20 protein-coding genes are annotated in these 23,239 nt (G+C 72.1%); 18 read left to right on the top strand and 2 right to left on the bottom strand.

The window, feature by feature from the left end; genetic code table 11:
• Positions 1–82: 82 nt before the first annotated feature.
• Positions 83–664 carry a HutD/Ves family protein gene (locus ACEZDG_RS24390; RefSeq protein ID WP_380513087.1) on the bottom strand — a complete coding sequence of 194 codons (582 nt, stop codon included), beginning with the start codon at positions 662–664 and terminating at the stop codon, positions 83–85.
• Positions 665–666: 2 nt separating this feature from the next.
• Positions 667–1,215, bottom strand: coding sequence for a beta-class carbonic anhydrase (locus tag ACEZDG_RS24385; protein WP_380513086.1), 549 nt, complete (start codon positions 1,213–1,215; stop codon positions 667–669).
• A 428-nt stretch (positions 1,216–1,643) separates the two neighbouring features.
• On the opposite strand from ACEZDG_RS24385, the gene rsmH reads away from it, so the two are divergent.
• From rsmH to ACEZDG_RS24295, 18 genes are all read left to right on the top strand, one after another.
• Positions 1,644–2,648, top strand: a complete 1,005-nt coding sequence (gene rsmH, locus ACEZDG_RS24380; RefSeq protein WP_380513084.1) for a 16S rRNA (cytosine(1402)-N(4))-methyltransferase RsmH — start codon at positions 1,644–1,646, stop codon at positions 2,646–2,648.
• A 35-nt stretch (positions 2,649–2,683) separates the two neighbouring features.
• The gene (locus ACEZDG_RS24375) at positions 2,684–3,388 is read left to right on the top strand and encodes a hypothetical protein (RefSeq protein ID WP_380513082.1); all 705 of its coding nucleotides are present in this window, start codon (positions 2,684–2,686) and stop codon (positions 3,386–3,388) included.
• Positions 3,389–3,404: 16 nt separating this feature from the next.
• Positions 3,405–5,423 (top strand): peptidoglycan D,D-transpeptidase FtsI family protein, encoded by a 2,019-nt coding sequence (locus ACEZDG_RS24370; protein ID WP_380513081.1) that lies wholly within the window; start codon positions 3,405–3,407, stop codon positions 5,421–5,423.
• A 16-nt stretch (positions 5,424–5,439) separates the two neighbouring features.
• The gene (locus ACEZDG_RS24365) at positions 5,440–7,092 is read left to right on the top strand and encodes a UDP-N-acetylmuramoyl-L-alanyl-D-glutamate--2,6-diaminopimelate ligase (RefSeq protein WP_380513079.1); all 1,653 of its coding nucleotides are present in this window, start codon (positions 5,440–5,442) and stop codon (positions 7,090–7,092) included.
• Between the two features lie 7 nt (positions 7,093–7,099).
• Positions 7,100–8,527, top strand: coding sequence for a UDP-N-acetylmuramoyl-tripeptide--D-alanyl-D-alanine ligase (locus ACEZDG_RS24360; protein WP_380513078.1), 1,428 nt, complete (start codon positions 7,100–7,102; stop codon positions 8,525–8,527).
• A 59-nt stretch (positions 8,528–8,586) separates the two neighbouring features.
• A complete protein-coding gene (gene mraY / locus ACEZDG_RS24355; protein WP_380513266.1) occupies positions 8,587–9,648 on the top strand; it encodes a phospho-N-acetylmuramoyl-pentapeptide-transferase in 1,062 nt (353 codons plus the stop codon).
• Positions 9,633–11,126 (top strand): UDP-N-acetylmuramoyl-L-alanine--D-glutamate ligase, encoded by a 1,494-nt coding sequence (murD, locus tag ACEZDG_RS24350; protein WP_380513076.1) that lies wholly within the window; start codon positions 9,633–9,635, stop codon positions 11,124–11,126. Before mraY ends, murD begins: the two co-directional genes overlap by 16 nt.
• Positions 11,127–11,163: 37 nt before the next feature.
• Positions 11,164–12,543 carry a putative lipid II flippase FtsW gene (gene ftsW / locus ACEZDG_RS24345; protein ID WP_380513074.1) on the top strand — a complete coding sequence of 460 codons (1,380 nt, stop codon included), beginning with the start codon at positions 11,164–11,166 and terminating at the stop codon, positions 12,541–12,543.
• A 6-nt stretch (positions 12,544–12,549) separates the two neighbouring features.
• Positions 12,550–13,644, top strand: coding sequence for an undecaprenyldiphospho-muramoylpentapeptide beta-N-acetylglucosaminyltransferase (murG, locus tag ACEZDG_RS24340; protein WP_380513072.1), 1,095 nt, complete (start codon positions 12,550–12,552; stop codon positions 13,642–13,644).
• On the top strand, positions 13,637–14,488 hold the full coding sequence (locus ACEZDG_RS24335) for a cell division protein FtsQ/DivIB (RefSeq protein ID WP_380513070.1): 852 nt from the start codon (positions 13,637–13,639) through the stop codon (positions 14,486–14,488). The genes murG and ACEZDG_RS24335 overlap by 8 nt, the downstream gene beginning before the upstream one ends.
• A gap of 315 nt (positions 14,489–14,803) precedes the next feature.
• Positions 14,804–16,039, top strand: coding sequence for a cell division protein FtsZ (ftsZ, locus tag ACEZDG_RS24330; protein WP_380513069.1), 1,236 nt, complete (start codon positions 14,804–14,806; stop codon positions 16,037–16,039).
• A 21-nt stretch (positions 16,040–16,060) separates the two neighbouring features.
• Positions 16,061–16,807, top strand: a complete 747-nt coding sequence (pgeF, locus tag ACEZDG_RS24325; RefSeq protein WP_380513067.1) for a peptidoglycan editing factor PgeF — start codon at positions 16,061–16,063, stop codon at positions 16,805–16,807.
• Complete coding sequence (locus ACEZDG_RS24320) at positions 16,804–17,565, top strand: YggS family pyridoxal phosphate-dependent enzyme (protein ID WP_380513065.1); 762 nt, start codon at positions 16,804–16,806, stop codon at positions 17,563–17,565. Before pgeF ends, ACEZDG_RS24320 begins: the two co-directional genes overlap by 4 nt.
• A gap of 154 nt (positions 17,566–17,719) precedes the next feature.
• Positions 17,720–18,301, top strand: a complete 582-nt coding sequence (locus ACEZDG_RS24315; protein ID WP_380513064.1) for a cell division protein SepF — start codon at positions 17,720–17,722, stop codon at positions 18,299–18,301.
• Positions 18,302–18,413: 112 nt separating this feature from the next.
• Positions 18,414–18,701 (top strand): YggT family protein, encoded by a 288-nt coding sequence (locus ACEZDG_RS24310; protein WP_380513062.1) that lies wholly within the window; start codon positions 18,414–18,416, stop codon positions 18,699–18,701.
• A 46-nt stretch (positions 18,702–18,747) separates the two neighbouring features.
• Positions 18,748–20,016 carry a DivIVA domain-containing protein gene (locus ACEZDG_RS24305; protein ID WP_380513060.1) on the top strand — a complete coding sequence of 423 codons (1,269 nt, stop codon included), beginning with the start codon at positions 18,748–18,750 and terminating at the stop codon, positions 20,014–20,016.
• 183 nt (positions 20,017–20,199) lie between these two features.
• Positions 20,200–21,258: a hypothetical protein gene (locus ACEZDG_RS24300; protein ID WP_380513058.1), complete on the top strand. Its 1,059-nt coding sequence runs from the start codon at positions 20,200–20,202 to the stop codon at positions 21,256–21,258.
• A gap of 147 nt (positions 21,259–21,405) precedes the next feature.
• Positions 21,406–23,193: a BTAD domain-containing putative transcriptional regulator gene (locus ACEZDG_RS24295; RefSeq protein WP_449341735.1), complete on the top strand. Its 1,788-nt coding sequence runs from the start codon at positions 21,406–21,408 to the stop codon at positions 23,191–23,193.
• Positions 23,194–23,239: the final 46 nt, after the last annotated feature.

Below are 23,239 nucleotides of genomic sequence, written 5' to 3'. Positions count from 1 at the left end.
GGCAGATGCATTGTTCCCTGTCGGGGCCGCCTACGTCACTCAACCGGACGAACCGGACCTCAACGCCACCGTTATTCGTCCGTTATGGACCGGTAATGTCGTGCAGAGTGACCAGGGCGGCGACGCCCCTCCCGCCGTCAAAGTCCACTGACGCGTCCCCAGCCCCTCCGGTTGCGGTCGTCAGCAGTGCATCGTGCCTGTCCAGGACGGTACTCCCCAGGCGCGCCCGTCCCTCGAACAACACCAGCAGCAGGACCGTCCGATCGTCGGGGACGGGCAGCGGGCGCGGGGCGCGGAGGATCTCCACCCCGGCGGCGCACCGGCCGCGACGGGTCATCACATTGAAGTCGCTGACCGGCCCGTCGAGCAGCCGGCAGCCGGTGTCGGCGTCACCGGCGAAGCCGAACGGGCGGTAGCGCTCCGCGACCCGGTGCGCGGCGCCGTCGACGGTCAGCTCCATCCCGCCGCCGTCGACCACGGTGATCACCCGGTCCACCCCGGGAAAGGCCGAGAACGGGCCGCCGGCCGCGACCTCGGCCAGGCTGATCCGCCAGTCGAACCCGTCCGGTCCGGCGTCCTCGGGCCAGGACGCGATCTCACGGGTGATCCCGCCACCGTTCTTCCAGGCGGTGGCGGGACGGTCGGCGGCGCGCAGGATCCGCACGGCTACGGGTGGATCTCGCGGAGCAGGCCGGTGGTCACGTCGAAGACGAAGCCGCGGATGTCCTCCCGGTGCAGCAGGAAGGGCGAGGTGCGGACCCTGGCCATGGACTGGCGCACGTCCTGCTCCAGGTCGGTGAAGGACTCCAGGGCCCAGGAGGGACGGATGCCGACCTCCTGCTCCAGTTCGACCCGGAAGTCCTCGGTCAGGCTGAGCAGCCCGCAGCCGGTGTGGTGGATCAGGGCTATCGAACGGGTGCCCAGGGCACGCTGGCTGACGGTGAGCGAGCGGATGGTGTCGTCGGTGACCACCCCGCCCGCGTTGCGGATGACATGGCAGTCGCCGAGTTCCAGGCCGAGCGCGGCGTGGACGTCGAGCCGGGCGTCCATGCAGGCGACCACGGCGACGCGCTGGACCGGACGGGCGTCCATACCGCCGTCCCGGTAGGCGGCGGCGTAGTCCCGGTTGCGGGCGACGAAGCTGTCGATGATCGAAGGAGTGGCCCCGGCGGACGCAGCGGCCTGGAGCGAGGGCAGGTCGGGTGTCGTGGTCATAGCTCCGACGGTAGTGGGAACGGAGCCGCTCAGGGGGGCCGCTGCGGACCGGGGGACGGCGCTGTGACGCACGGCATAGGCGCGGAGCGGCGCGCGGACGCCTGCTCCATTCGCGTGATCTTCGCGTCGCCGGGGGAGTGCGAGTGGCGCGCGTCGGCGTGGCGCACTCCCCCATTCGAGTGAGGAAACCTACGCTGACCTGCGTATACGTAGAAGTCCGACGGGGGGCGTGCGCCGTCGCATCCAGTTGACCGGGGAGGGCCGTGGAGTAAAGTGACGCGACGTTCCCACCCGCACGACACGCACCTACCGTCCCGGCCTCCACCCGCTCCGTACCCGCTGCCGCCCCTTCCCCGGCGGCAGAGGGCCCCTTCCCCAAGGCGAGCGGGCGGGGACCAGGCGGTATGAGCGCCCTACGAGAGGTACCCATGAGCAGCGGTCCGGACGACGTCGCCCCCGACGAGAACCCCGGCCCGGAGCCCGCAGACCGGCACATCCCGGTGATGCTCCAGCGCTGCCTGGACCTGCTCGCCCCCGCGCTCACCGCCCCCGGCGCCGTGGTGGTGGACGGCACCCTCGGCCTCGGCGGCCACAGCGAGGCGCTGCTGAAGAACTTCCCCGAGGCCAGGCTGGTCGCGGTGGACCGCGACCCGGTGGCGCTGCGGCTGGCCGGGCAGCGGCTTGCCCCGTTCGGGGACCGGGCCACCCTGGTGCACGCGGTCTACGACGAGATCCCGCAGGTACTGGCGGGCCTCGGTATCAACGAGGTGCAGGGCGTCCTGTTCGACCTCGGGGTGTCCTCGATGCAGTTGGACGAGGCCGACCGCGGCTTCGCCTACGCCCAGGACGGCCCGCTGGACATGCGGATGGACCAGTCCACCGGCATCACCGCCGCCGAGGTGCTCAACACCTACTCGCACGGCGACCTGGCCCGGATCCTCAAGTTCTACGGCGAGGAGCGCTTCGCCGGGAAGATCGCCTCGGTGATCCTGCGCGAGCGCGAGAAGGAACCGTTCAGCACCAGCGCGCGTCTTGTGGAACTGGTGCGCAACGCCATTCCCGCCGCGACCCGCCGGACCGGCGGGAACCCGGCGAAGCGCACCTTCCAGGCGCTGCGGATCGAAGTCAACAGCGAGCTGTCGGTGCTGGAGCGCGCCATTCCCGGCGCGCTCGACCTGCTCGCGGTCGGCGGCCGGATCGCGGTGATGTCGTTCCAGTCGCTGGAGGACCGGATCGTCAAGCAGTTCCTGGCGGCGGGCGCGGCCACCACCGCCCCGCCCGGTCTGCCGGTCGTGCCGGAGGAGCACCAGCCCCGGCTGAAGCTGGTCACCCGGGGCGCGGAACTGCCCACGGAACAGGAAATCGCCGAGAACCGCCGCGCCGCGTCCGTCCGACTGCGCGGGGCGGAGAGAATCAGAGCGTCCGTCAGGTAGGCCGGGAGCGACACGCAGCGAAGGAGCGGATGCAGGTGGCGGTCGGAAGAGTCGCGGACGGGACGTCACCGGTACGCCGGCGGCCCGGCGTTCCCGCCGCCAGGCCCGGCGGGCGCTCCGGCGGCAGGTCGGGGGTGAAGGGCAGGGCGGCCGGACGCGGCCCGTTCGCGGCGCTGGTGGTGCTGATACTGGCCGGTGGACTGATCGGGCTGCTGATGCTCAACACCGCGCTCAACCAGGGCTCGTTCCAGCTGTCCCAGCTCCAGCAGCGCACCAACTCGCTCACCGACGAGCGGCAGGGGCTGCAGCAGCAGATCGCCGCCTGGTCCGCGCCGGACGCGCTGTCCGCGCGGGCCCAGCAGTTGGGGATGGTGCCGGGCGGCACGCCGGCCTTCCTCCAGGACAACGGCACGGTGCTGGGCCGCCCCAAGGCCCTGGACGGCAGCCTGGCCCTGCCCACCGCGACGCCGACCCCGGCCGCGCGCGCGAGCGCGAGCGCGACCGCCACGGCGAAACCGGGCGCCCCCGGCGCGACGGCCACCGCCACCGCCCGTGCCGGCGCCGCCGCCCAAGCCACCGCGAAGCCGACCGCCACCGCGACACCCACCGCCGCCACCGGCGGCACCGCCGCGGGCACCGCGCCGCACGGCACCCGGCCCGCCTCCGGCGGCACCCTGCCGCACGGCGCCGAGCCGGCCGGCCCGACCGCCACACCGACCGCTGCCCGTCGCGGCGCCTGACGGGGAGACAGCGACCATGACCACCCCCCGCCCCCCGCGCCCGCGCCAGGGCCCCCCGCGCCCCGGCGCGCGTCCCTCCGCCCGTCCGGCCGCGCGCCCCGCGGCCCGGCCCGGCCCCGCGCGTCCGCCCGTCCGCCGTCCGGCCGCCGCCGCGCGGCCGGTGCCGCTGCGGCTGGGCACCCCGCGCCGCCGGTTCCGGCTGATGCTGGTGGCCCTGGCCGCGGTGTTCTCGCTGTTCTTCGGCCGACTGGTGCAACTCCAGTTCCTGGACTCCTCCGCGCTGGCCGCCGAGGCGACCGTGAACCTCTACCAGACGGTCGCCCTGCCCGCGCCCCGCGGTTCGATCACCGACGCGTCCGGGCACGTCCTCGCCACCACCGTGGACGCCTACGACATCACCGCCGACCCGTACCTGTTCACCCCCGGGCAGGCGCACATCGACGACGCCCCGGCCCAGGCCGCGCAGCTGCTGTCGCCGATGATCGGCGTCCCGGTGGCCACCCTGACCAAGGCGCTGACCTACACCGGCAAGGGCGACCGCTACGCCCTGCTGGCCAAGCAGCAGTCCCCGCAGACCTGGAACCAGATCACCGCGCTGCAGTCCGCGCTGACCAAGAAGGCCTGGCACGGCCACTGCGGCACCGAGAACCAGCTGGCGCTGAAGGCCAAGGACGACGGCCGGGTGGACGAGGTCTGCGCCAACACCCTGAACGGCGTCTTCCACACCAAGCACACCAAGCGGGTCTACCCCGACGACACCCTGGCCGCCAACGTCATCGGCTTCGTCAACTCCGACGGCGACGGCAGGGGCGGCCTCGAGCAGCAGTACGACAGCCTGCTCAAGGGCAAGGACGGCACGGTCACCTACGCCCAGTCGGGCGGGCACGAGGTGCCCACCGCGGGGCAGCGCGAGCTGCCCGCCGTCCCCGGCTCGGACCTGCGGCTCACCCTGGACCGGGACATCCAGTGGGACGCCCAGCAGCAGATCACCGCCGAGGTGAAGAAGGCCGGGGCCGAGGGCGGCTATGTGATCGTCCAGGACGTGGCCAGCGGCAAGGTGCTGGCGATGGCCACCGCCCCCGGCTTCAACCCCAACGACCTGGCCCACGCCAATCCGAACAACCTCGGCAACTCCGCGCTCCAGGACGTCTACGAGCCGGGCAGCGTCAGCAAGCTGATGACCATGGCCGCGGTGCTGCAGCAGAACGTGGCCACCCCGCTGACCCATGTCACCGTCCCCGGCTCGCTGCCCAGGGCGGACCGGGTGTTCCACGACGACACCGCGCACGGCACCGAGCACCTGACCCTCAACGGGGTGCTGGCGCAGTCCTCCAACATCGGCACCATGCTCGCCGCCGAGCACCTCGGCAGCACCGAGCAGCAGGCCGACCAGGTGCTCTACGACTACCTGACCAAGTTCGGCATCGGTCAGCCGACCGGCCTGGGCTTCCCCGGCGAGACCCAGGGCCTGCTGGCCAAGCCGGGCAAGTGGTCCGGGTCGCAGCAGTACACCATCCCGTTCGGCCAGGGCCTCTCGGTCAACGCGCTGCAGACCACCTCGGTGTACTCGACCATCGCCAACGGCGGGGTGCGGGTCGCGCCCAGCCTGGTGGCCGGCACCACCGGCCCGGACGGCCGGTTCGTCCCGGCCGCCGCGCCCAAGCAGACCCGGGTGGTCAGCGCGCAGACCGCGAAGACCCTGGCGCAGATGCTGCAGTCGGTGGTGGCCAGTCAGGAGGGCACCGGCGCCGCCGCCGAGATCCCCGGCTACCTGGTGGCCGGGAAGACCGGCACTGCCAACCGGGTGGACCCGCAGACCGGCCGCTACCAGGGCTACACCTCGTCCTTCATCGGCTTCGCCCCGGCCGACAAACCGCGGGTGACGGTCTCCTGCGTGATCCAGGACCCGGTGAACGGCCACTTCGGCGGCGAGCTCTGCGGCCCGGTGTTCAAGCAGGTGATGGAGTTCGCACTGAAGAGCCTCCAGGTGCCGCCGACCGGCGCCGCCCCGGCAGACCTGCCGGTGAACTGGTGAAAGGCGGAACCCGAGGATGAGCGCTTCCCCCCGTTCGCACGGACCCTGGCTTGGCCCCGGACCGGCCGGTACCGGTAACCTCACGGCCGTGCGCCAAAGTGATCAGGAGTCCCCGGCCCCGTCCTCAGGGGCGACGGCTCCGCCCCGCCCGCAGACCCCCCCGGCGACTCCGCTCGCCGAGGTCGCCGCGCTGCTCGGCCTGGACCAGCACGGCGGATCGGCCGCGGTGGTCACCGGCATCACCCACGACTCCCGGGCGGTGCGCCCCGGCGACGTCTACGCGGGCCTGCCGGGCGCGCACGCGCACGGCGCGGACTACGCCGCCCAGGCCGCCGCCAACGGCGCGGTGGCCCTGCTGACGGACCAGGACGGAGCCGAGCGGGCAGCCGGCGCCGGACTGCCGCTGCTGGTGGTGCCGCACCCGAGGTCGGTGCTCGGCGGCCTGGCCGCCGCGCTCTACGGCCGGCCGGCCGAGCAGCTGCTGGCCATCGGCGTCACCGGCACCAACGGCAAGACCACCACCGCCTATCTGATCGAGGGCGGCCTGCGGGGCGCGGGACGCCCCACCGGACTGATCGGCACCGTGGAGATGCGGGTCGGCCAGGAGCGGATCAAGAGCGAGCGCACCACCCCGGAGGCCACCGACCTGCACGCGCTGCTCGCGGTGATGCGCGAGCGCGGCGCGGACACGGTGGTGATGGAGGTCTCCAGCCACGCCCTGGTCTACGGCCGGGTGGACGGGGTGCTCTACGACGTCGCCCTGTTCAACAACCTGACGCCGGAACACCTGGACTTCCACCCGGACATGGAGGACTACTTCCGGGCCAAGGCCAGCCTGTTCACCCCGGCCCGGGCCCGGCACGGCGTGGTCAACCTGGACGACGCCTACGGCCGCCGCCTGGTCCGCGAGGCGGCCGTCCCGGTCACCACCTACTCGGCCCAGGGCGACCCCGCCGCCGACTGGCGGGCCGAGGCGGTGCACCTCGGCCCGGCCGGCTCGACCTTCCGCGCGGTCGGCCCCGACGGCGTCTCGGTGGACGCGAGCGTCCCGCTGCCGGGCCCGTTCAACGTCGCCAACGCGCTGGCCGCGATCAGCGCGCTGGCCGTCGCCGGACTGCCGCTGGAGCAGGTCGCGGCCGGCATCGCCGCGGTCCCCGGGGTGCCCGGCCGGATGGAGCGGGTGGACCGGGGCCAGCCGTACGTCGCGGTGGTCGACTACGCCCACAAGCCGGACGCGCTGGAGGCCGCGCTGCGCTCGCTGCGCGAGGTCACCAAGGGCCGGCTGCACCTGGTGGTCGGCTGCGGCGGCGACCGCGACCCGTTCAAACGCGGACCGATGGGCGCCATCGCCGCCCGGTTCGCCGACACGGCCGTGCTGACCAGCGACAACCCCCGTTCCGAGGACCCGCTGGCCATCCTGCACGCCATGCTGGGCGGTGCCGCCGAGGTCCCCGAGGCCGAGCGCGGGGCGGTCCTGGTCGAGCCCGACCGGGCCCGGGCCATCGCCGCCGCGGTGGCGCTGGCCCACGCGGGCGACTGCGTCCTGGTCGCCGGCAAGGGCCACGAACTGGGCCAGTACGTCCGCGACGAGATCCGACCCTTCGACGACCGAGCTGTGCTGGGCGAGGCGATCCTCGCGTCGCACCGCGTCGGCGACGCCAAGGAGTAGAGCCAACGTGATCCCCATGACCCTCGCCGAGGTGGCCCAGGCCACCGGGGGGACACTGCATGACGTGACCGACCCGCAGGCCCTGGTGACCGGACCGGTGGTGCACGACTCCCGCCTGGTCGGGCCGGGCGCGCTGTTCGCCGCGGTGGTCGGCGAGAGAGTCGACGGCCACGACTTCGCCGAGCGCGCGGTCCGCGAGGGCGGCGCCGTCGCGGTGCTGGCCTCCCGTCCGGTCGGGGTCCCGGCCGTGGTGGTGGCGGACGTGGTGGAGGGCCTCAGCCGGCTGGCGCACGAGGTCACCCGGCGGGCCGTGGACACCACCGTGATCGCGCTGACCGGCTCGGCCGGGAAGACCAGCACCAAGGACCTGATCGCCCAGGTGCTGGGCGCGGAGGGCCCCACGGTGTTCACCGAGGGGTCCTTCAACAACGAGATCGGGCTGCCGCTCACCGCGCTCCGGGTGGCCCCGGACACCCGGTTCCTGGTCCTGGAGATGGGGGCCAGGCACAAGGGCGACATCGCCCACCTGACCGGCATCACCCCGCCCCGGATCGGCCTGGTGCTCAACGTCGGCACGGCCCACATGGGCGAGTTCGGCAGCCGCGAGGGCATCGCCGAGGCCAAGGGCGAGATGGTGGAGAGCCTGTCCGAGGCAGGCACGGCGGTGCTGAACCTGGACGATCCGCTGGTGCGGGCGATGGCCTCGCGGACCGCGGCCCGGGTGCGGTACTTCGGCGAGTCCGCCGAGGCCGACGTCCGGGCCCAGGACGTGCGCCTCGATGCTTCCGGACGAGCCGCGTTCACCCTGGTCACCCCGGCCGGTTCGGCCCCGGTGGCCCTGCGTCTGTACGGTGAGCACCATGTCGCCAACGCGCTGGCCGCCGCCGCGGTGGCGACCGAGTGCGGCATGGACGTCCGGCGGATCGCCGCGGCGCTGGGGGAGGCCGGGAGCCTGTCCCGCTGGCGGATGGAGCTGACCGAGCGTCAGGACGGCGTCACCGTGATCAACGACGCCTACAACGCGAACCCCGACTCGATGCGGGCCGCGCTGCGCGCGCTCGCGGCGATCGGGGGCAGGGGGCCCGGCGCCCGCCGTACCTGGGCGGTGCTGGGAGAGATGCGGGAACTCGGTGAGGATTCCCTCGGCGAGCACGACGCGGTGGGTCGGCTGGCGGTTCGGCTGAACATCGCGACCCTGGTGGCTGTGGGCGGCAGGGAAGCGGCCTGCATGGAACTGGGTGCGAGGAACGAAGGTTCTTGGGGTGAGGAGTCGGTGCTGGTGCCCGATGTGGATACGGCGATCGAATTGCTGCGCGAACAGCTCGGCCCGGGGGACGTGGTGCTGGTGAAGGCCTCCCGCTCGGTCGGCCTGGAACGTGTCGCCGAAGCCCTGCTCAGTGATGTGCCTGCGGTTCCGAACGGAGAGGCCCTGTGAGCCACGCCCTCGCGGTTCACACCGCGACAGTCGAGCTGGCCGCATCCAGCGGCTCGCCGATGCGTCAGATCCTGTTCGCCGCGGCCATCGGCCTGGTGCTCTCGCTGGTCGGCACCCCGGTGCTGATCCGGATCCTGGCCAGGAACGGCTACGGCCAGATGATCCGCGACGACGGCCCCAAGGCGCACCACAGCAAGCGCGGCACGCCCACCATGGGCGGCATCGCCTTCATCCTGGCCACCCTGGTCGCCTACGGCCTGACCAAGCTGCTGGTGGGCTCGGCGCCGACGCCGTCCGGGCTGCTGGTGCTGTTCCTGATGACCGGGATGGGCCTGGTCGGCTTCCTGGACGACTACATCAAGATCGTCAAGCAGCGCTCGCTCGGCCTGCGGGCAAAGGCGAAGCTGGCCGGACAGCTGATCGTCGGCATCGTCTTCGCGGTCGGCTCGCTGCGCTTCGCCGACGCGTCCGGGGTCACCCCGGCCTCCACCAAGCTCTCCTTCGTCACCGACTTCGGCTGGTCGCTCGGCCCGGTGCTGTTCGCGCTCTGGGCCATCTTCATGATCCTGGCGATGTCCAACGGGGTGAACCTGACGGACGGTCTGGACGGCCTGGCCACCGGCGCCTCGGTGATGGTCTTCGGCGCCTATGTCTTCATCGGCATCTGGGAGTACGGCCAGACCTGCGGCTCCGCCGCCACCGCCGGGCCCAACTGCTACTCGGTGGAGAACCCGCTGGACCTGGCCGTGGTGGCCGCCGCGCTGATGGGGGCCTGCTTCGGCTTCCTCTGGTGGAACACCTCGCCGGCCAAGATCTTCATGGGCGACACCGGCTCGCTGGCCCTCGGCGGCGCGCTGGCCGGGCTGGCCATCTGCTCGCACACCGAGATGCTGCTCGCCATCCTGGGCGGCCTGTTCGTGCTGATCACCCTGTCGGTGATCATCCAGGTCGGCTCGTTCCGGATGACCGGCAAGCGGGTCTTCAAGATGGCTCCGCTGCAGCACCACTTCGAACTCAAGGGCTGGTCGGAAGTCCTGATCGTGGTCCGCTTCTGGATCATCCAGGGGCTGTGCGTCGCGGTCGGCCTCGGTCTGTTCTACGCGGGATGGGTGACCAATTGACCTTCGCCGACACCCCCGACTTCGCCGACACCCCCGAGTGGAAGGGCCTGCGGGTCACCGTGGCCGGCCTCGGGGTCTCCGGACCGCCGGCCGCCCGGGTGCTGCGGCACCTGGGCGCCGAGGTCACCGTGGTGGACGGCGGCGACGGCCCGCGGCAGCAGGCCCAGGCCGCCGAGCTGCGCGGCCTCGGCGTGACCGTACGGCTCGGTGACGGCGAGTCACTGCCGGCGGGCACCGAACTGGTGGTCACCTCGCCCGGCTGGCCGCCGCGGGCCCCGCTGCTGACCGCGGCGACCGCGGCGGGCCTCCAGGTCTGGGGCGACGTCGAGCTGGCCTGGCGGCTGCGCCGGCCGCTGGAGGCCACCGGCCGGCCGGCCCCCTGGCTGGCCGTCACCGGCACCAACGGCAAGACCACCACGGTGCAGATGCTGGCCTCCATCCTGGCCGCGGCCGGGCGGCGGACCGCCGCCGTCGGCAACGTCGGCGTGTCGGTGCTGGACGCGGTGCTGGCCGAGGAGCCCTACGACGTGCTCGCGGTGGAGCTCTCCAGCTACCAGCTGCACTGGGCCCCCTCGCTGCGCCCGCACTCCGCCGTGGTGCTCAACGTCGCCGCCGACCACCTGGACTGGCACGGCACCATGGAGGCGTACGCGGCCGACAAGGGCCGGATCTACGCCGGCAACAGCGTCGCCTGCGTCTACAACACCGCCGACCCGGTCACCGAGGAGCTGGTCCGCGCGGCCGACGTGGAGGAGGGCTGCCGGGCGGTCGGCTTCACCCTCGGCGCCCCGGCCGTCTCCCAGCTCGGCGTGGTCGACGGCCTGCTGGTCGACCGGGCCTTTGTGAAGGACCGTCAGGGCAGCGCGGCCGAACTGGCCTCGGTCGAGGACGTGCAGCCCTCGGCGCCGCACAACATCGCCGACGCCCTCGCCGCCGCCGCGCTGGCCCGGGCGTACGGGGTCGAGCCGCGGGCGGTCAGGGACGGGCTCCGGGCCTTCCGCCCGGACGCGCACCGGATCGCCCTGGTGCTGGAGGCCGACGGGGTCGGCTACGTCGACGACTCCAAGGCCACCAACCCGCATGCCGCCGCCGCCTCGCTGGCCGCCTACCCGTCCGTGGTCTGGATCGCCGGCGGCCTGGCCAAGGGCGCGGACATGGACTCCCTGGTGGCCGGCGCCGCAAAGGCGCTCCGCGGCGCGGTGCTGATCGGCGCCGACCGGGCGCTGATCCGCGAGGCGCTGGCGCGACACGCGCCCCAGGTCCCGGTGATCGAGCTCGCGGACGGACAGACTGGTGCCCCGGCCATGGACGCGGCGGTACGCGCGGCAGCCGGGCTCGCCCGGCCGGGCGACACCGTACTGCTCGCCCCGGCCTGCGCCTCGATGGACATGTTCACCGACTACGGTGAGCGCGGCGACCTCTTCGCCGCCGCGGCCCGCGCCCTCGCCGACAGCGGGGAGCGCTCGGACAGGGCTTAGAAAGCCGGCAGCACACGGAGAAGGATGGGGGACCGCCATGCCAGGTGCGGCCGAACGGGCGGGCACCAGACCGCCGGGCGGGCCCCGGTCCGGTCCCGCGGCCGGGCCGCGCGGCGGCGCCGGTGCGACCTCGGTGGCGGTCTTCCGCTCCCGCGGCCGGCTGGCGGGCCCGGGCACCGCGCTGTGGCGCTTCCAGCAGGGCCTGGAACGGCCGCTGACGCCGTACTACCTGATCCTCGGGTCCTCCTCGCTGATCCTGGTGCTCGGCCTGGTGATGGTCTTCTCGGCCTCGCAGATCGAGGCCCGCAACCTCGGGCTGCCGTTCGCGTACTTCTTCGTCAAGCAGCTCACCGCGGTGTCCATCGGCGCGGTGCTGATGTACGTGGCCGCCCGGCTGCCGGTGCGGCTGCTGCGGGCGCTGGCCTACCCGCTGCTGCTGGGCGTGATCGGGCTGCTGCTGCTGGTCGCGGTGCCCGGGGTGGGCAAGTCGGTGAACGGCAACCAGAACTGGATCAGCCTCGGCGGCTCGTTCCAGATCCAGCCGTCCGAGTTCGCCAAGCTCGCCCTGGTGCTGTGGGGGGCCGACCTGCTGGCCCGCAAGCAGCAGTTGAAGATGCTGGACCAGTGGAAGCACCTGCTGATCCCGCTGGTCCCGATGGGGGTGCTGCTGCTGACCCTGGTGCTGGCCGGCGGCGACATGGGCACCGCGATGATCATCTGTGCGCTGCTGTTCGGCCTGCTCTGGATCTCCGGGGCGCCGATGCGGATGTTCGCCGCGGTCGGCGGGGTGGCCGCGGGCATCGGCACCCTGCTGATCGCCTTCGTCCCGCACCGGCTCGACCGGCTGCAGTGCATCGGCGTCACCACGCTGCCCTCGGACGGGTCCTGCTGGCAGGCGGTGCAGGGCGTCTACGGCCTGGCGGGGGGTCAGTTGTTCGGCCGCGGACTCGGGGCGAGTGTGGAGAAATGGGGACAACTCCCGGAGCCCCACACCGACTTCATCTTCGCCGTCACGGGTGAGGAACTGGGCCTGGCGGGGACGCTGTCGGTGCTCGGCCTCTTCGCGGCACTAGGGTATGCGGGTATCCGCGTGGCAGGACGCACGAAGGACCCCTTCATCAGGTACGCAGCAGGAGGCGCCACCACCTGGATCATGGCCCAGTCCATGATCAACATCGGTGCGGTGCTCGGACTCCTCCCCATTGCGGGAGTCCCCCTCCCGATGTTCTCCTACGGGGGTTCGGCGCTGCTGCCGACCATGTTCGCGGTGGGCATGCTGCTCTGCTTCGCACGCAGCGAACCCGCCGCGAAAGCAGCGCTTGCCGCTAGGAACAAGAAGACCAGGGGCAGACTCCTCGGTCTGCCCCAACGGACCATCGCGCGGCTCGGGAAGGCCCGGCAGCGCAGGGAGCGGTGAATTTCGGTGCATGTCGTACTCGCCGGCGGGGGGACCGCCGGTCACATCGAGCCCGCGCTCGCCCTTGCGGACGCACTGCGCAGGAACGACCCCACGATCGGGATCACTGCGCTCGGGACCGCGAGCGGTCTGGAGACCAGACTGGTCCCCGAACGCGGCTACGAACTGGCACTGATCCCCAAGGTCGCCCTGCCGCGCAAGGCGACCCCGGAACTGATCACCCTGCCCGGCCGCCTGCGCGGCACGGTCAAGGCGGTGCAGGAGGTGCTCGACCGCACCAAGGCCGACGCCGTGGTCGGCTTCGGCGGCTACGTCGCCATGTCCGCCTACCTCGCGGCCAAGCGCTCCGGGGTGCCGATCGTGGTGCACGAGGCCAACGCCAGGCCCGGCGTGGCCAACAAGATCGGGGCCCGCTACAGCGACTTCGTCGCCGTCAGCACCCCGGACAGCAAGCTCAGGGACGCCCGCTACATCGGCATCCCGCTGCGCCGCACCATCGCCACCCTGGACCGCAACGCGGCCCGCCCGGAGGCCCGCGCCTACTTCGGCCTGGACCAGCGGCTGCCGACCCTGCTGGTCTCCGGCGGCTCCCAGGGCGCCCGCCGGCTGAACGAGACGGTCCAGGCGATCGCGCCGCGGCTGCAGCAGTACGGGGTGCAGATCCTGCACGCGGTCGGCCCCAAGAACGAACTCCCGGTGATCGACGACATCCCCGGGATGCCGCCGTACCGGGTGGTGCCGTACCTGGACCGGATGGACCTGGCCTACGCCGCCGCCGACATGATGCTCTGCCGGGCCGGGGCGATGACCGTGGCCGAGCTCTCCGCGGTCGGCCTGCCGGGCGCGTACGTGCCGCTGCCGATCGGCAACGGCGAGCAGCGGCTGAACGCCCAGCCGGTGGTCCGGGCCGGCGGCGGCCTGCTGGTGGACGACGCCGAGCTGACCCCGGACTGGGTGCTCGGCCATCTGCTGCCGGTGCTGACGGACCCGCAGCGGCTCTGGGACATGAGCCGCGCCGCCGCCGAGTTCGGCCGCCGCGACGCCGACGAGCTGCTGGTCGCCATGGTGTACGAGGCGATCGCCGCGCACCGCCGTGCCTGAGCCCAAGGCCGCGCCGCCCGGAGCCGCGCCGGCCGGGTCCGTCCCGCCCGGCGCGGCGGCGGTCGGCGCGGCCGGGGCCGGCGACCCCGAGGCGCAGCCGCCGGGCGCCGGGGCGCGGCCGGAGCCCAAGGTCCGGCTGCGGCTGTCCCGGCGCGGCATGGCGGTGCTGGCCGGCCTGGTGGCCGCGGTGCTGGGCACGGTCTGCTGGCTGGTCTGGTTCTCCTCGGTGCTGGACGTACGGACGGTCGCGGTCAGCGGGACCCGGGTGCTGACGGTCGATCAGGTGCTGGCCGCGGCGGACATCCCGCTGCACGGCCCGCTGGAGCGGCTGGACACCGGCGCGGCCGAGGCCCGGGTGGCCAGGGCGCTGCCCCGGGTCGCCCGGGTGCGGATCAGCACCTCGCTGCCGCACACGGTGCGGGTGCGGATCACCGAGCGGGTGGCCATCGCCGCGGTCAAGGGCGCGGACGGCCGGTTCACCCAGGTCGACGCGAGCGGGGCGCACTTCGCCACCGGCGCCAGTGCCCCGGCCGGCGTCCCTGTGGTCCAGCTCGCGCTCTCGGCCGCGGGTAAAGCCGGGCTCAAGAGCTTTCCCGAACGGGATCTGCTGGCGGCCGCGGTGGACGTGGCCAAAGCCCTTCCGGCTCAGGTCGCGGGTAGAACCAGTTCGGTGATCGTGCATTCGTACGACGATCTGGAACTGCAACTCGCAGATGGCTCACGGGTGCTGTGGGGGAGTTCGGAACGGGACTCGCGCAAAGCGGTCGTACTCACCGCCCTGCTGCGGCAGAAGGGCACGACCTACGACGTCAGCGCGCCGGACGATCCCGCGGTAAGGCATTGATCCCGGCCCCGAGCGGCTATTCTCAGGAGTACCGGGAGGGCGGACGGTGTTGACGAAGTGCCAGTTCCTCCCCGAATCTGGTGGGCCACCCCGGGTGAAAGTCCGGATCTTTGATCACATAGGCTCACAAGAAAAAACCGCAGGCTCGGCGTGTCCGTTGAACGGGCAGGCCCGGAGACCTAGTGTCCTGTGACAGAAGATGATGGCAGAGTGACACAGCATTAACCCTAAACCTCAGGGTCAGGGTTCGGGTCGGGGCCCCGTCCGGTCTCCCGTCCCTTCGGCACCGTACATCCGAGGCGAGAGGCCTTCGACGTGGCAGCACCCCAGAACTACCTCGCAGTCATCAAAGTCGTCGGCATCGGCGGCGGTGGCGTGAACGCCATCAACCGGATGATCGAGGTCGGGCTCAAGGGCGTCGAGTTCATCGCGATCAACACCGATGCGCAGGCCCTGCTGATGAGCGACGCCGACGTCAAGCTGGACGTCGGCCGTGAGCTCACCCGCGGCCTCGGCGCCGGTGCCAACCCGGACGTCGGCGCCAAGGCGGCCGAGGACCACCGCGAGGAGATCGAGGAGGTCCTCAAGGGGGCCGACATGGTCTTCGTCACCGCCGGTGAGGGCGGCGGCACCGGCACCGGCGGCGCCCCCGTGGTCGCCAACATCGCCCGCACCCTGGGCGCGCTGACCATCGGCGTGGTCACCCGGCCGTTCACCTTCGAGGGCCGCCGCCGCGCCAACCAGGCCGAGGACGGCATCGCGCAGCTGCGCGAAGAGGTCGACACCCTCATCGTCATCCCCAACGACCGGCTGCTGTCCATCTCGGACCGCCAGGTCAGCGTGCTGGACGCGTTCCGCTCCGCCGACCAGGTGCTGCTGTCCGGCGTCCAGGGCATCACCGACCTGATCACCACCCCCGGCCTGATCAACCTGGACTTCGCCGACGTCAAGTCGGTGATGTCGGACGCCGGTTCGGCGCTGATGGGGATCGGCTCCGCCCGCGGCGAGGACCGGGCCAAGGCCGCGGCGATCATGGCGATCTCCTCGCCGCTGCTGGAGGCGTCCATCGACGGCGCCCGCGGGGTGCTGCTCTCCATCTCCGGCGGCTCGGACCTCGGCCTGTTCGAGATCAACGAGTCGGCGCAGCTGGTCGCCGAGGCCGCGCACCCCGAGGCCAACATCATCTTCGGCGCGGTGATCGACGACGCCCTCGGCGACGAGGTCCGGGTCACCGTGATCGCGGCCGGCTTCGACGGTGGGGCGCCGCCCACCATCGTCCGCGACCCGGTGGTCCGCTCGGCCAACGCGGCCGGGGCGACGCCGCCGCAGCAGGCGCAGGACCGTTCCGGCGCCGGCGCCGGCGAGTACAACCGCAGCGAGTTCAACCGGGCCGGCTCCACCGCCGCCGGGCGCAGCGTCCACACCATCGGCAGCGTCCCGCGCGCCGAGGAGCCGGCGCCGCCGCAGTCCGCGCCGCACGTGCCGCAGACCCGGCCGCCGTACGTGGACACCCAGGCCGAGGAACTGGACGTCCCGGACTTCCTCAAGTAGCGAGCCACTAGGCTGATCATCATGATCAGCCGGCGCATCGATCTCGACGAGAGTGCTCATTTCGCCTTCACCGACCGGTGGGGCGGGGTGAGCACTTCGCCGTTCCAGGAGCTCAATCTGAGCCCGGACGTGGGGGACCGGCCCTCCGCCGTGGCGGAGAACCGGCGGCTGGCCGCCTCGGCCGGGCTGGGCGTCGACCCGGCCGACGTGGTCTGGATGAACCAGGTGCACGGCAGCGCCGTGGCGACGGTGACCGGGCGCCAGTCGGACGGCGCGGTGCCGACCGCGGACGCGCTGGCGACCGACCGGCCCGGGCTCGCGCTGGCGGTGCTCACCGCGGACTGCGTCCCGGTGCTGCTGGCCGACCCGGTCGCCGGGGTGGTCGCCGCCGCCCACGCGGGACGGCCCGGGCTGGCCGCCGGAGTCGTCCCGGCGGCGGTGGCCGCGATGGTCGGCCTGGGCGCGCGGCCCGACCGGATCACCGCCGCGGTGGGACCGTCGGTGTGCGGACGGTGCTACGAAGTGCCGACAGCGCTCCGCGACGAGATCACCGCTCTCGAGCCGGACGCCTGGTCGCGGACGAGCTGGGGCACCCCGGCCCTCGACCTGCCGGCCGGCGTCGCCGCCCAACTGGCCCGGCTCGGGGTGCGCCGGCATGAGATGTCCCACATCTGCACCATGGAATCATCTGACCACTTCTCCTACCGCCGCGAGCAGCGCACCGGTCGGCTCGCAAGCTACGTCTGGCTGGACGGACCCCTCTCATGACCGAACTGCCGCTTCCTGACCCGACCCCCTCCGGCCCTTCCGGGCAGGCGCGCCTCGATGCGCTGCGCTCCAATCTCACCGTGGTGGAGCAGCGCATCGCCGCCGCCTGCGCCGCCGCCGGGCGCTCCCGCGACGACATCACCCTGGTGGTGGTCACCAAGACCTATCCGGCCTCCGACACCCGGCTGCTCTCCGCGCTGGGGGTCACCGATGTCGCCGAGAATCGTGACCAGGACGCCGCGCCAAAAGCAGCGGAATGCAGGGATCTTCCACTTCTCTGGCATTTTGTCGGCCAATTGCAGACCAATAAGGTCCGTTCTGTTCTGAAGTACGCCGACCGAGTGCATTCCATTGACCGGCTCCGACTGGTGTCCGCACTCTCGAACGAAGTGCTGAAGACGGAGCGCCCGGTCCTCGGCTGCCTGGTCCAGGTCGCCCTGGAGGGTGATCCGGTCGCGACCAGGGGCGGCGCCGTTCCGGACGACGTCCCGGCCCTCGCCGACGCGCTGGCTTCCGCGCCGGGTCTGCGACTTGACGGAGTGATGGCGGTCGCTCCGCTCTCCGGCCCGTACGCCGGTGATCCGCGCCGTGCTTTCGACCGGCTCGTGGAAATCTCATCTCTGCTACGCCGTGCGCATCCTGCTGCCACGATGGTCTCCGCGGGCATGAGCGGAGACCTCGAAGAAGCCGTTGCGGCCGGAGCGACACATGTGCGCGTCGGTACGGCGGTACTGGGTGTGCGGCCACCCCTCGGGTAACGTCACCGGTTAGAAGATCAGATCGCAGAACAAATCAGGACAAGTAGGAATAGCCCTGCAATGCGGGGTCAGACCGTGGATCGTAGAACCACCTCGCCACAGCGGGGGTGTGCCGGCGACGGACCCGATCCACCACAGAGCGGAGGACAGGAGTATGGCCAGCGCGCTGCGCAGGATGGCGGAATACCTCGGCCTCGTGGAGGACGAACGCTACGACGTTCAGGGCTACGACCCGGACGACGAGGACTACGGCCCCGAGCCCGAGCCGCTTCGCAACACCGCACGCACCGAGGAGGTGCCCCGTCCCGCGCCCGCGCCTGTCGCACAGCCGGCGGCGGTGGTCGCCCCGATGCGGGCGGAACCCAGGATGGCGCCAGTGTCGTCCATCACACCTGAACGCCGTCACGTGGAGAAGAGTGCCCCGGTGATCATGCCCAAGGCCGCCTCCGAGCGGGAGCCGTACCGCATCACCACACTTCACCCCCGAACCTACAACGAAGCCCGTACCATCGGGGAACACTTCCGCGAGAGCACGCCCGTGATCATGAATCTCACCGAGATGGACGACACGGACGCCAAACGCCTCGTAGACTTCGCGGCTGGGCTGGTCTTCGGTCTCCACGGAAGCATCGAGCGGGTGACACAGAAGGTGTTCCTTCTGTCTCCTGCTAACGTCGATGTCACGGCGGAGGACAAGGCCAGGATCGCCGAGGGTGGGTTCTTCAACCAGAGCTGACCACAGCGGGACGACGTACGACCGAACGTGAGGATCACGTGACGCCGGGTAGTGGGCCACCCGCTCCCGGCGGGCAGACCGACAGCACGAGCTGGAAACGAGGGGAAGAGCGGTGAACGTTGTATGGCAGGTGCTGTACATCGTCCTGATGTGCTTCTTCGTCGTGCTGCTGGCACGCCTGGTGATGGACTGGGTGCAACAACTGGCCCGCGAGTGGCGACCCGCCAACCGCGGGCTGATCGTGGCCCTCGAGTCCGTCTACACCGTCACGGATCCGCCGCTCAAGCTGCTGCGCCGGTACATCCGGCCGCTGCGTTTCGGTGGCGTGGCGCTCGACCTGTCCTTCCTCGTACTGATCATCATTGTTTCGATCCTGATCCGCGTCGTGGGGGCCATGTGAACCCCGCAGGCCACCGGTTGTCCGACGATCACGTTGAGGTGAAGAGATGCCATTGACCCCCGAGGACGTGCGGAACAAGCAGTTCACGACCGTCCGCCTCCGCGAAGGCTATGACGAGGACGAGGTCGATGCCTTCCTCGACGAGGTCGAAGGAGAGCTGACCCGACTGCTCCGCGAGAACGAGGACCTGCGCGCCAAGCTGGCCGCCGCGACTCGTGCGGCCGCCCAGAACCAGCAGAACATGCGGAAGGAACAGGACCAGCACCAGCGTCCTGGCCCGCCGGTGCCCGCGGCCATATCCGGTCCGCCCGTGCCCCAGCAGGGCATGCCCCCGCAGATGCAGCAGCAGGGCCAGCAGCAGATGGGCCACCCCGGCCCGCCGCAGCTGCCGAGCGGCCAGCCGCAGCTCCAGGGTCCGCCGCAGCTCCAGGGCGGCGGCATGGGCACCATGGGGGGACAGCAGTCCTTCGGTGGCCAGATGCAGCCCGCGCAGATGCAGCCCGGTCAGATGCAGCAGGGCCCCGGCCAGATGCAGCCCGCGCAGATGCAGCAGCCCGGCCAGATGCAGCAGCAGCACATGGGCGGCCTGCAGCAGATGCAGCAGCAGCCGCACTTCCCGCAGCAGCAGCAGGCTCCCGGCAACGACAGCGCCGCCCGGGTCCTGGCGCTCGCCCAGCAGACGGCCGACCAGGCCATCTCCGAGGCGCGCTCCGAGGCCAACAAGATCGTCGGTGAGGCCCGCAGCCGCGCCGAGGGTCTGGAGCGGGACGCCCGTGCCAAGGCCGACGCCCTGGAGCGGGACGCGCAGGAGAAGCACCGCGTCGCCATGGGCTCGCTCGAGTCCGCCCGCGCCACGCTGGAGCGCAAGGTCGAGGACCTGCGTGCCTTCGAGCGCGAGTACCGGACCCGGCTGAAGTCCTACCTGGAGACCCAGCTGCGCCAGCTGGAGTCGCAGGCGGACGACTCGCTCGCCCCGCCGCGCCAGCCCGCCACCGCGTCGCTGCCGCCGTCCTCGATGTCGCAGCCCTCGCTCTCGCAGCCTTCGATGGCCCCGGTCGGCGCCTCCCCGATGGGCGGCCAGACCTTCGGCGGCCAGCAGGGCTTCGGCGGCAACGGCTTCAACCCGGGCAGCCAGCAGAGCTTCGGCGGCAACAGCTTCAACCCCGGCGCCCAGCAGCACCAGAGCGCCGGCGGTCAGCAGCAGATGGCCCCGGCGATGACCCAGCCGATGGCCGCGGTCCGTCCGCAGCCGCCGCTGCAGCAGGCCCCGCAGCCCATGCGCGGCTTTCTGATCGACCAGGACGACGAGGGCTGACCCTCCCTCACCGCCCTGCCCGCAGTGCCACGCTGCCCCTTGCCGGAACGTTCCGGCAGGGGGCAGCGGCATGTGCGGGGCAGGCCTGGGCTTCTTGTCACCGCGTGGCCGAGCGATCAGACTTGTGCTCATCCGACGGGGGAGGCACGGGTGGCTGGTCGGTCCGGTTCGTTGCAGGGATTAGTGCTCCAGAAGGCGGTGCTGGTCAGCCTGCTGCTGCTGGTCGGCGGAAGCTGGCTGTTCGTGGTCACGGTGTCCACCTCGCAGGGCCCCAAGGCCGAGCAGTGGCTGGCCCTGATCGGCGGGACGCTGGTGCAGACCGGCGCCATCGCCCTGATCATCGACTATGTGAACATGCGCAGTTACGCCACCGGCGAGGTCGTCGAGGCGATCCTGAGCAGCGAGGACTACCTGCGCACGCTGAGCGGCGAGGAGCAGATCGCCCATGTGCGGCGGGCGCTGCACGCCCGGTTCCGGGGCGACGACGGGGTCGACCGCGCGGTCGAGTGGCTCACGGTGACCCTGGCCGCGCCGGCCCGGATCCGCTACGCGGCCAAGCTGCACCTGCTGCAGGAGCAGATCACCGAGCTCTTCCCGGACGGCGAGGTGCTGGTCCCGGACAGCGTGCTGCGGGTGCGGGCCGAGTTCGCCTACACCACCAGCGGCAACCTCTCCCGGCGGCCGGAGCTGATCAACGGCGACGGGGTGATCCACACCCAGATCATCCCGATCCCCAAGACCACCGAGCTGACCCGGCGCTTCCAGGCCGGGGAACTGCACAGCCCGGAGGCCCGCGAGGCCTGGGTGCGCCATGTGCTGCAGCCGAAGGTCTGGGTGAAGCTCGGCCAGGGCGAGGAGACCGAGATCCGCCCGTTCATCCCGCGCACCCGGCTCAGCGAGGCGGCCAACGGGACGGTCTGGCTGGACTTCGACATCACCTGCGAGCAGTACGTCCAGCCCGGGCAGCAGGTGAGCGTGGTCTACAGCCACCGGCAGCTGTGCCACCGGCGGGACAGCTACGTCTGGCGGGCCTCGGCCAGGACCTATGACTTCACCTTCAACGCCCGCGGCTTCCAGGACTACCGGCTGCTGCCCATCGCCACCCCGGCCAAGGACTCCGACCTGACCGAGCTGGAGGTGCTGCGCGACGAGATCCGCTGCACCGGGCTGATCCTGCCGGAGTCCATGTTCGCCTTCGCCTGGAGCCCCCGGGTCGAGCCCCTGCCTCTGAACGGGAATTGACGGTTCCTTGGTGGACGGTTCCGGCCCGGCCGGAACAGTCCACTGATGATCCCTATCCCCGGGGGGCCGACAGCGCGAATACTCGGGCACCGGCCATGGGATCCGACGGGGGACGGGGAGACGATGCGATTTCAGTTACTGGGCCCATTGAGTATCGCGGACGGCCAGGAGGTGGTCGTCCTCCAGCCGTCCAAGCCGACGAACCTGCTCGCCGCACTGCTGGTGCACCCCAACTCCATGGTCTCGACCGGCTATCTGCAGCGCGCGGTGTGGGGCGAGGACCAGCCGGTCACCGCGAAGGCCGCGCTGCACACCTGCGTGCTGCGGCTGCGTCGGATCTTCGCCAAGTACGGGATCGCGACCAATGTCATCGACGCGGTCCCCGGCGGCTACCGGATCCGGGCCGACGCCGAGACCCTGGACCTGGTCAGGTTCCGCGAACTGGTGCAGGAGGGCCACGCGGTGGCGGACCCGGAGTCCGAGCTGTACCTGCTCAAGGAGGCGCTCGCGCTGTGGCACGGCCCGCTGCTGGCGAACGTGGCCTCGCAGACGCTGCGCCGGGACGAGGTGCCCCGGCTCACCGAGGAACGGCTGCGGGCGATCGAGCGGGCCTGCGACATCGAGCTCGCCTTCGGCCGATGTCGCCAGTTACTGGTGGGCCTCTGGGAAGTGGTGAGGAACTATCCGGGCCATGAGCGGTTCAGCGAGCAGCTCATGGAGGCGTTGTACCGCACCGGTCGGCAGACCGAGGCGCTGGCGGAGTACCGCCAGGTGAAGAACTACCTGCGCGAGGAACTCGGGATCGACCCCGGACCCGCGCTGCAGAAACTGGAACTGGCGATCCTGCGGGGCGAGGACCTCGGTCCCCTCGCGGTCGAAGCGCCTTCCGGCCCGGTGGCCCTGACCGGCCCCCCGGCCCCCGCCCCGGCGCCGCCCTCCGGTACCGGCGCCCAGCGGGCCGCACTGCCCGCGATACCCGGCTTCACCGGGCGCGCGGCCGACACCGCCGCGATCACCGCGCGACTGACCTCGGCGGACCGGCCGGGACCGGCCCTGGTGCTGGTCTGCGGAGCGCCGGGCATCGGCAAGACGGCGCTGGCCCTGCAGGTCGCGCACCAGGTGCAGAAACGTTTCCCCGATGGGCAGTTGGTGCTGCCGATGACCCACCCCGACGGCACCGCGCTGACCTCGGAGGAGGCCGCGCGCAAGCTGCGCGGGCTGTGGACCGGGGACGAGGACGCGGCCGGGCCCCCGGTCGGCAGCGGTGAGCAGCGGGTGCTGCTGGTCTTCGACGACGTGGTGAGTTCCAAGCAGGTGCGTCCGCTGCTGCCGACCGGGCCCGGCAGCAGCGCGGTGATCACCAGTCAGCGCGGCCTGGCCGGCCTGGTCGCCACCCACGGCGGGCTGGTGCACCGGCTCGGGGTGTTCCAGGACGAGGAGTCCTACCAGCTGCTCTGCGACATCCTGGGTCCTGAGCGGGTCGAGGCGGAGCCGGACGCGGCCCGGGCCCTGGCGGCGGTGTGCGGGCACTTCCCGATCGCGCTGCGGATCGTGGCGGCCCGGCTGCTGACCCGGCCGCGGCTGGGCATCGCCGACTGCGTGGACTGGCTGGCCCAGGACCTGCCCACCCGGCTCTCGCTGGCCGACGATCCGCGGATGTCGGTGCCCAGCGTCTTCGGCCGGGCGCTCGGACGGCTCGACCCCCGGCTCGGCGAAGCCTTCGTCCGGCTGGGCGGCGCGAGCGGCCGACTGCGGGTCGAGGACAGCGCGGCCGTGCTGGGGGTGCCCCGGGAAGAGGCCGAGGAACTGCTCGAACGGCTGGTGGACGTCGGCCTGTTGGAGGAGGGGCCGCCCGAGCCCTACCTCATGCACGACCTGCTCCGCGCCTATGCGCGCCGGTCGGCGCAGCACCGCGGCACCACCGTGCTGACCTGACGACGGGGACGGCCGCGGCTCCCGCGTGCCTCCGTCCAGCACCCTC

This window comes from Streptacidiphilus alkalitolerans, assembly GCF_042511045.1.
Classification (GTDB): Bacteria; Actinomycetota; Actinomycetes; order Streptomycetales; family Streptomycetaceae; genus Streptacidiphilus; species Streptacidiphilus alkalitolerans.
The sequence above is the reverse complement of the archived record's forward strand: the minus strand, read 5'-3'. Positions and strand labels throughout refer to the sequence as shown.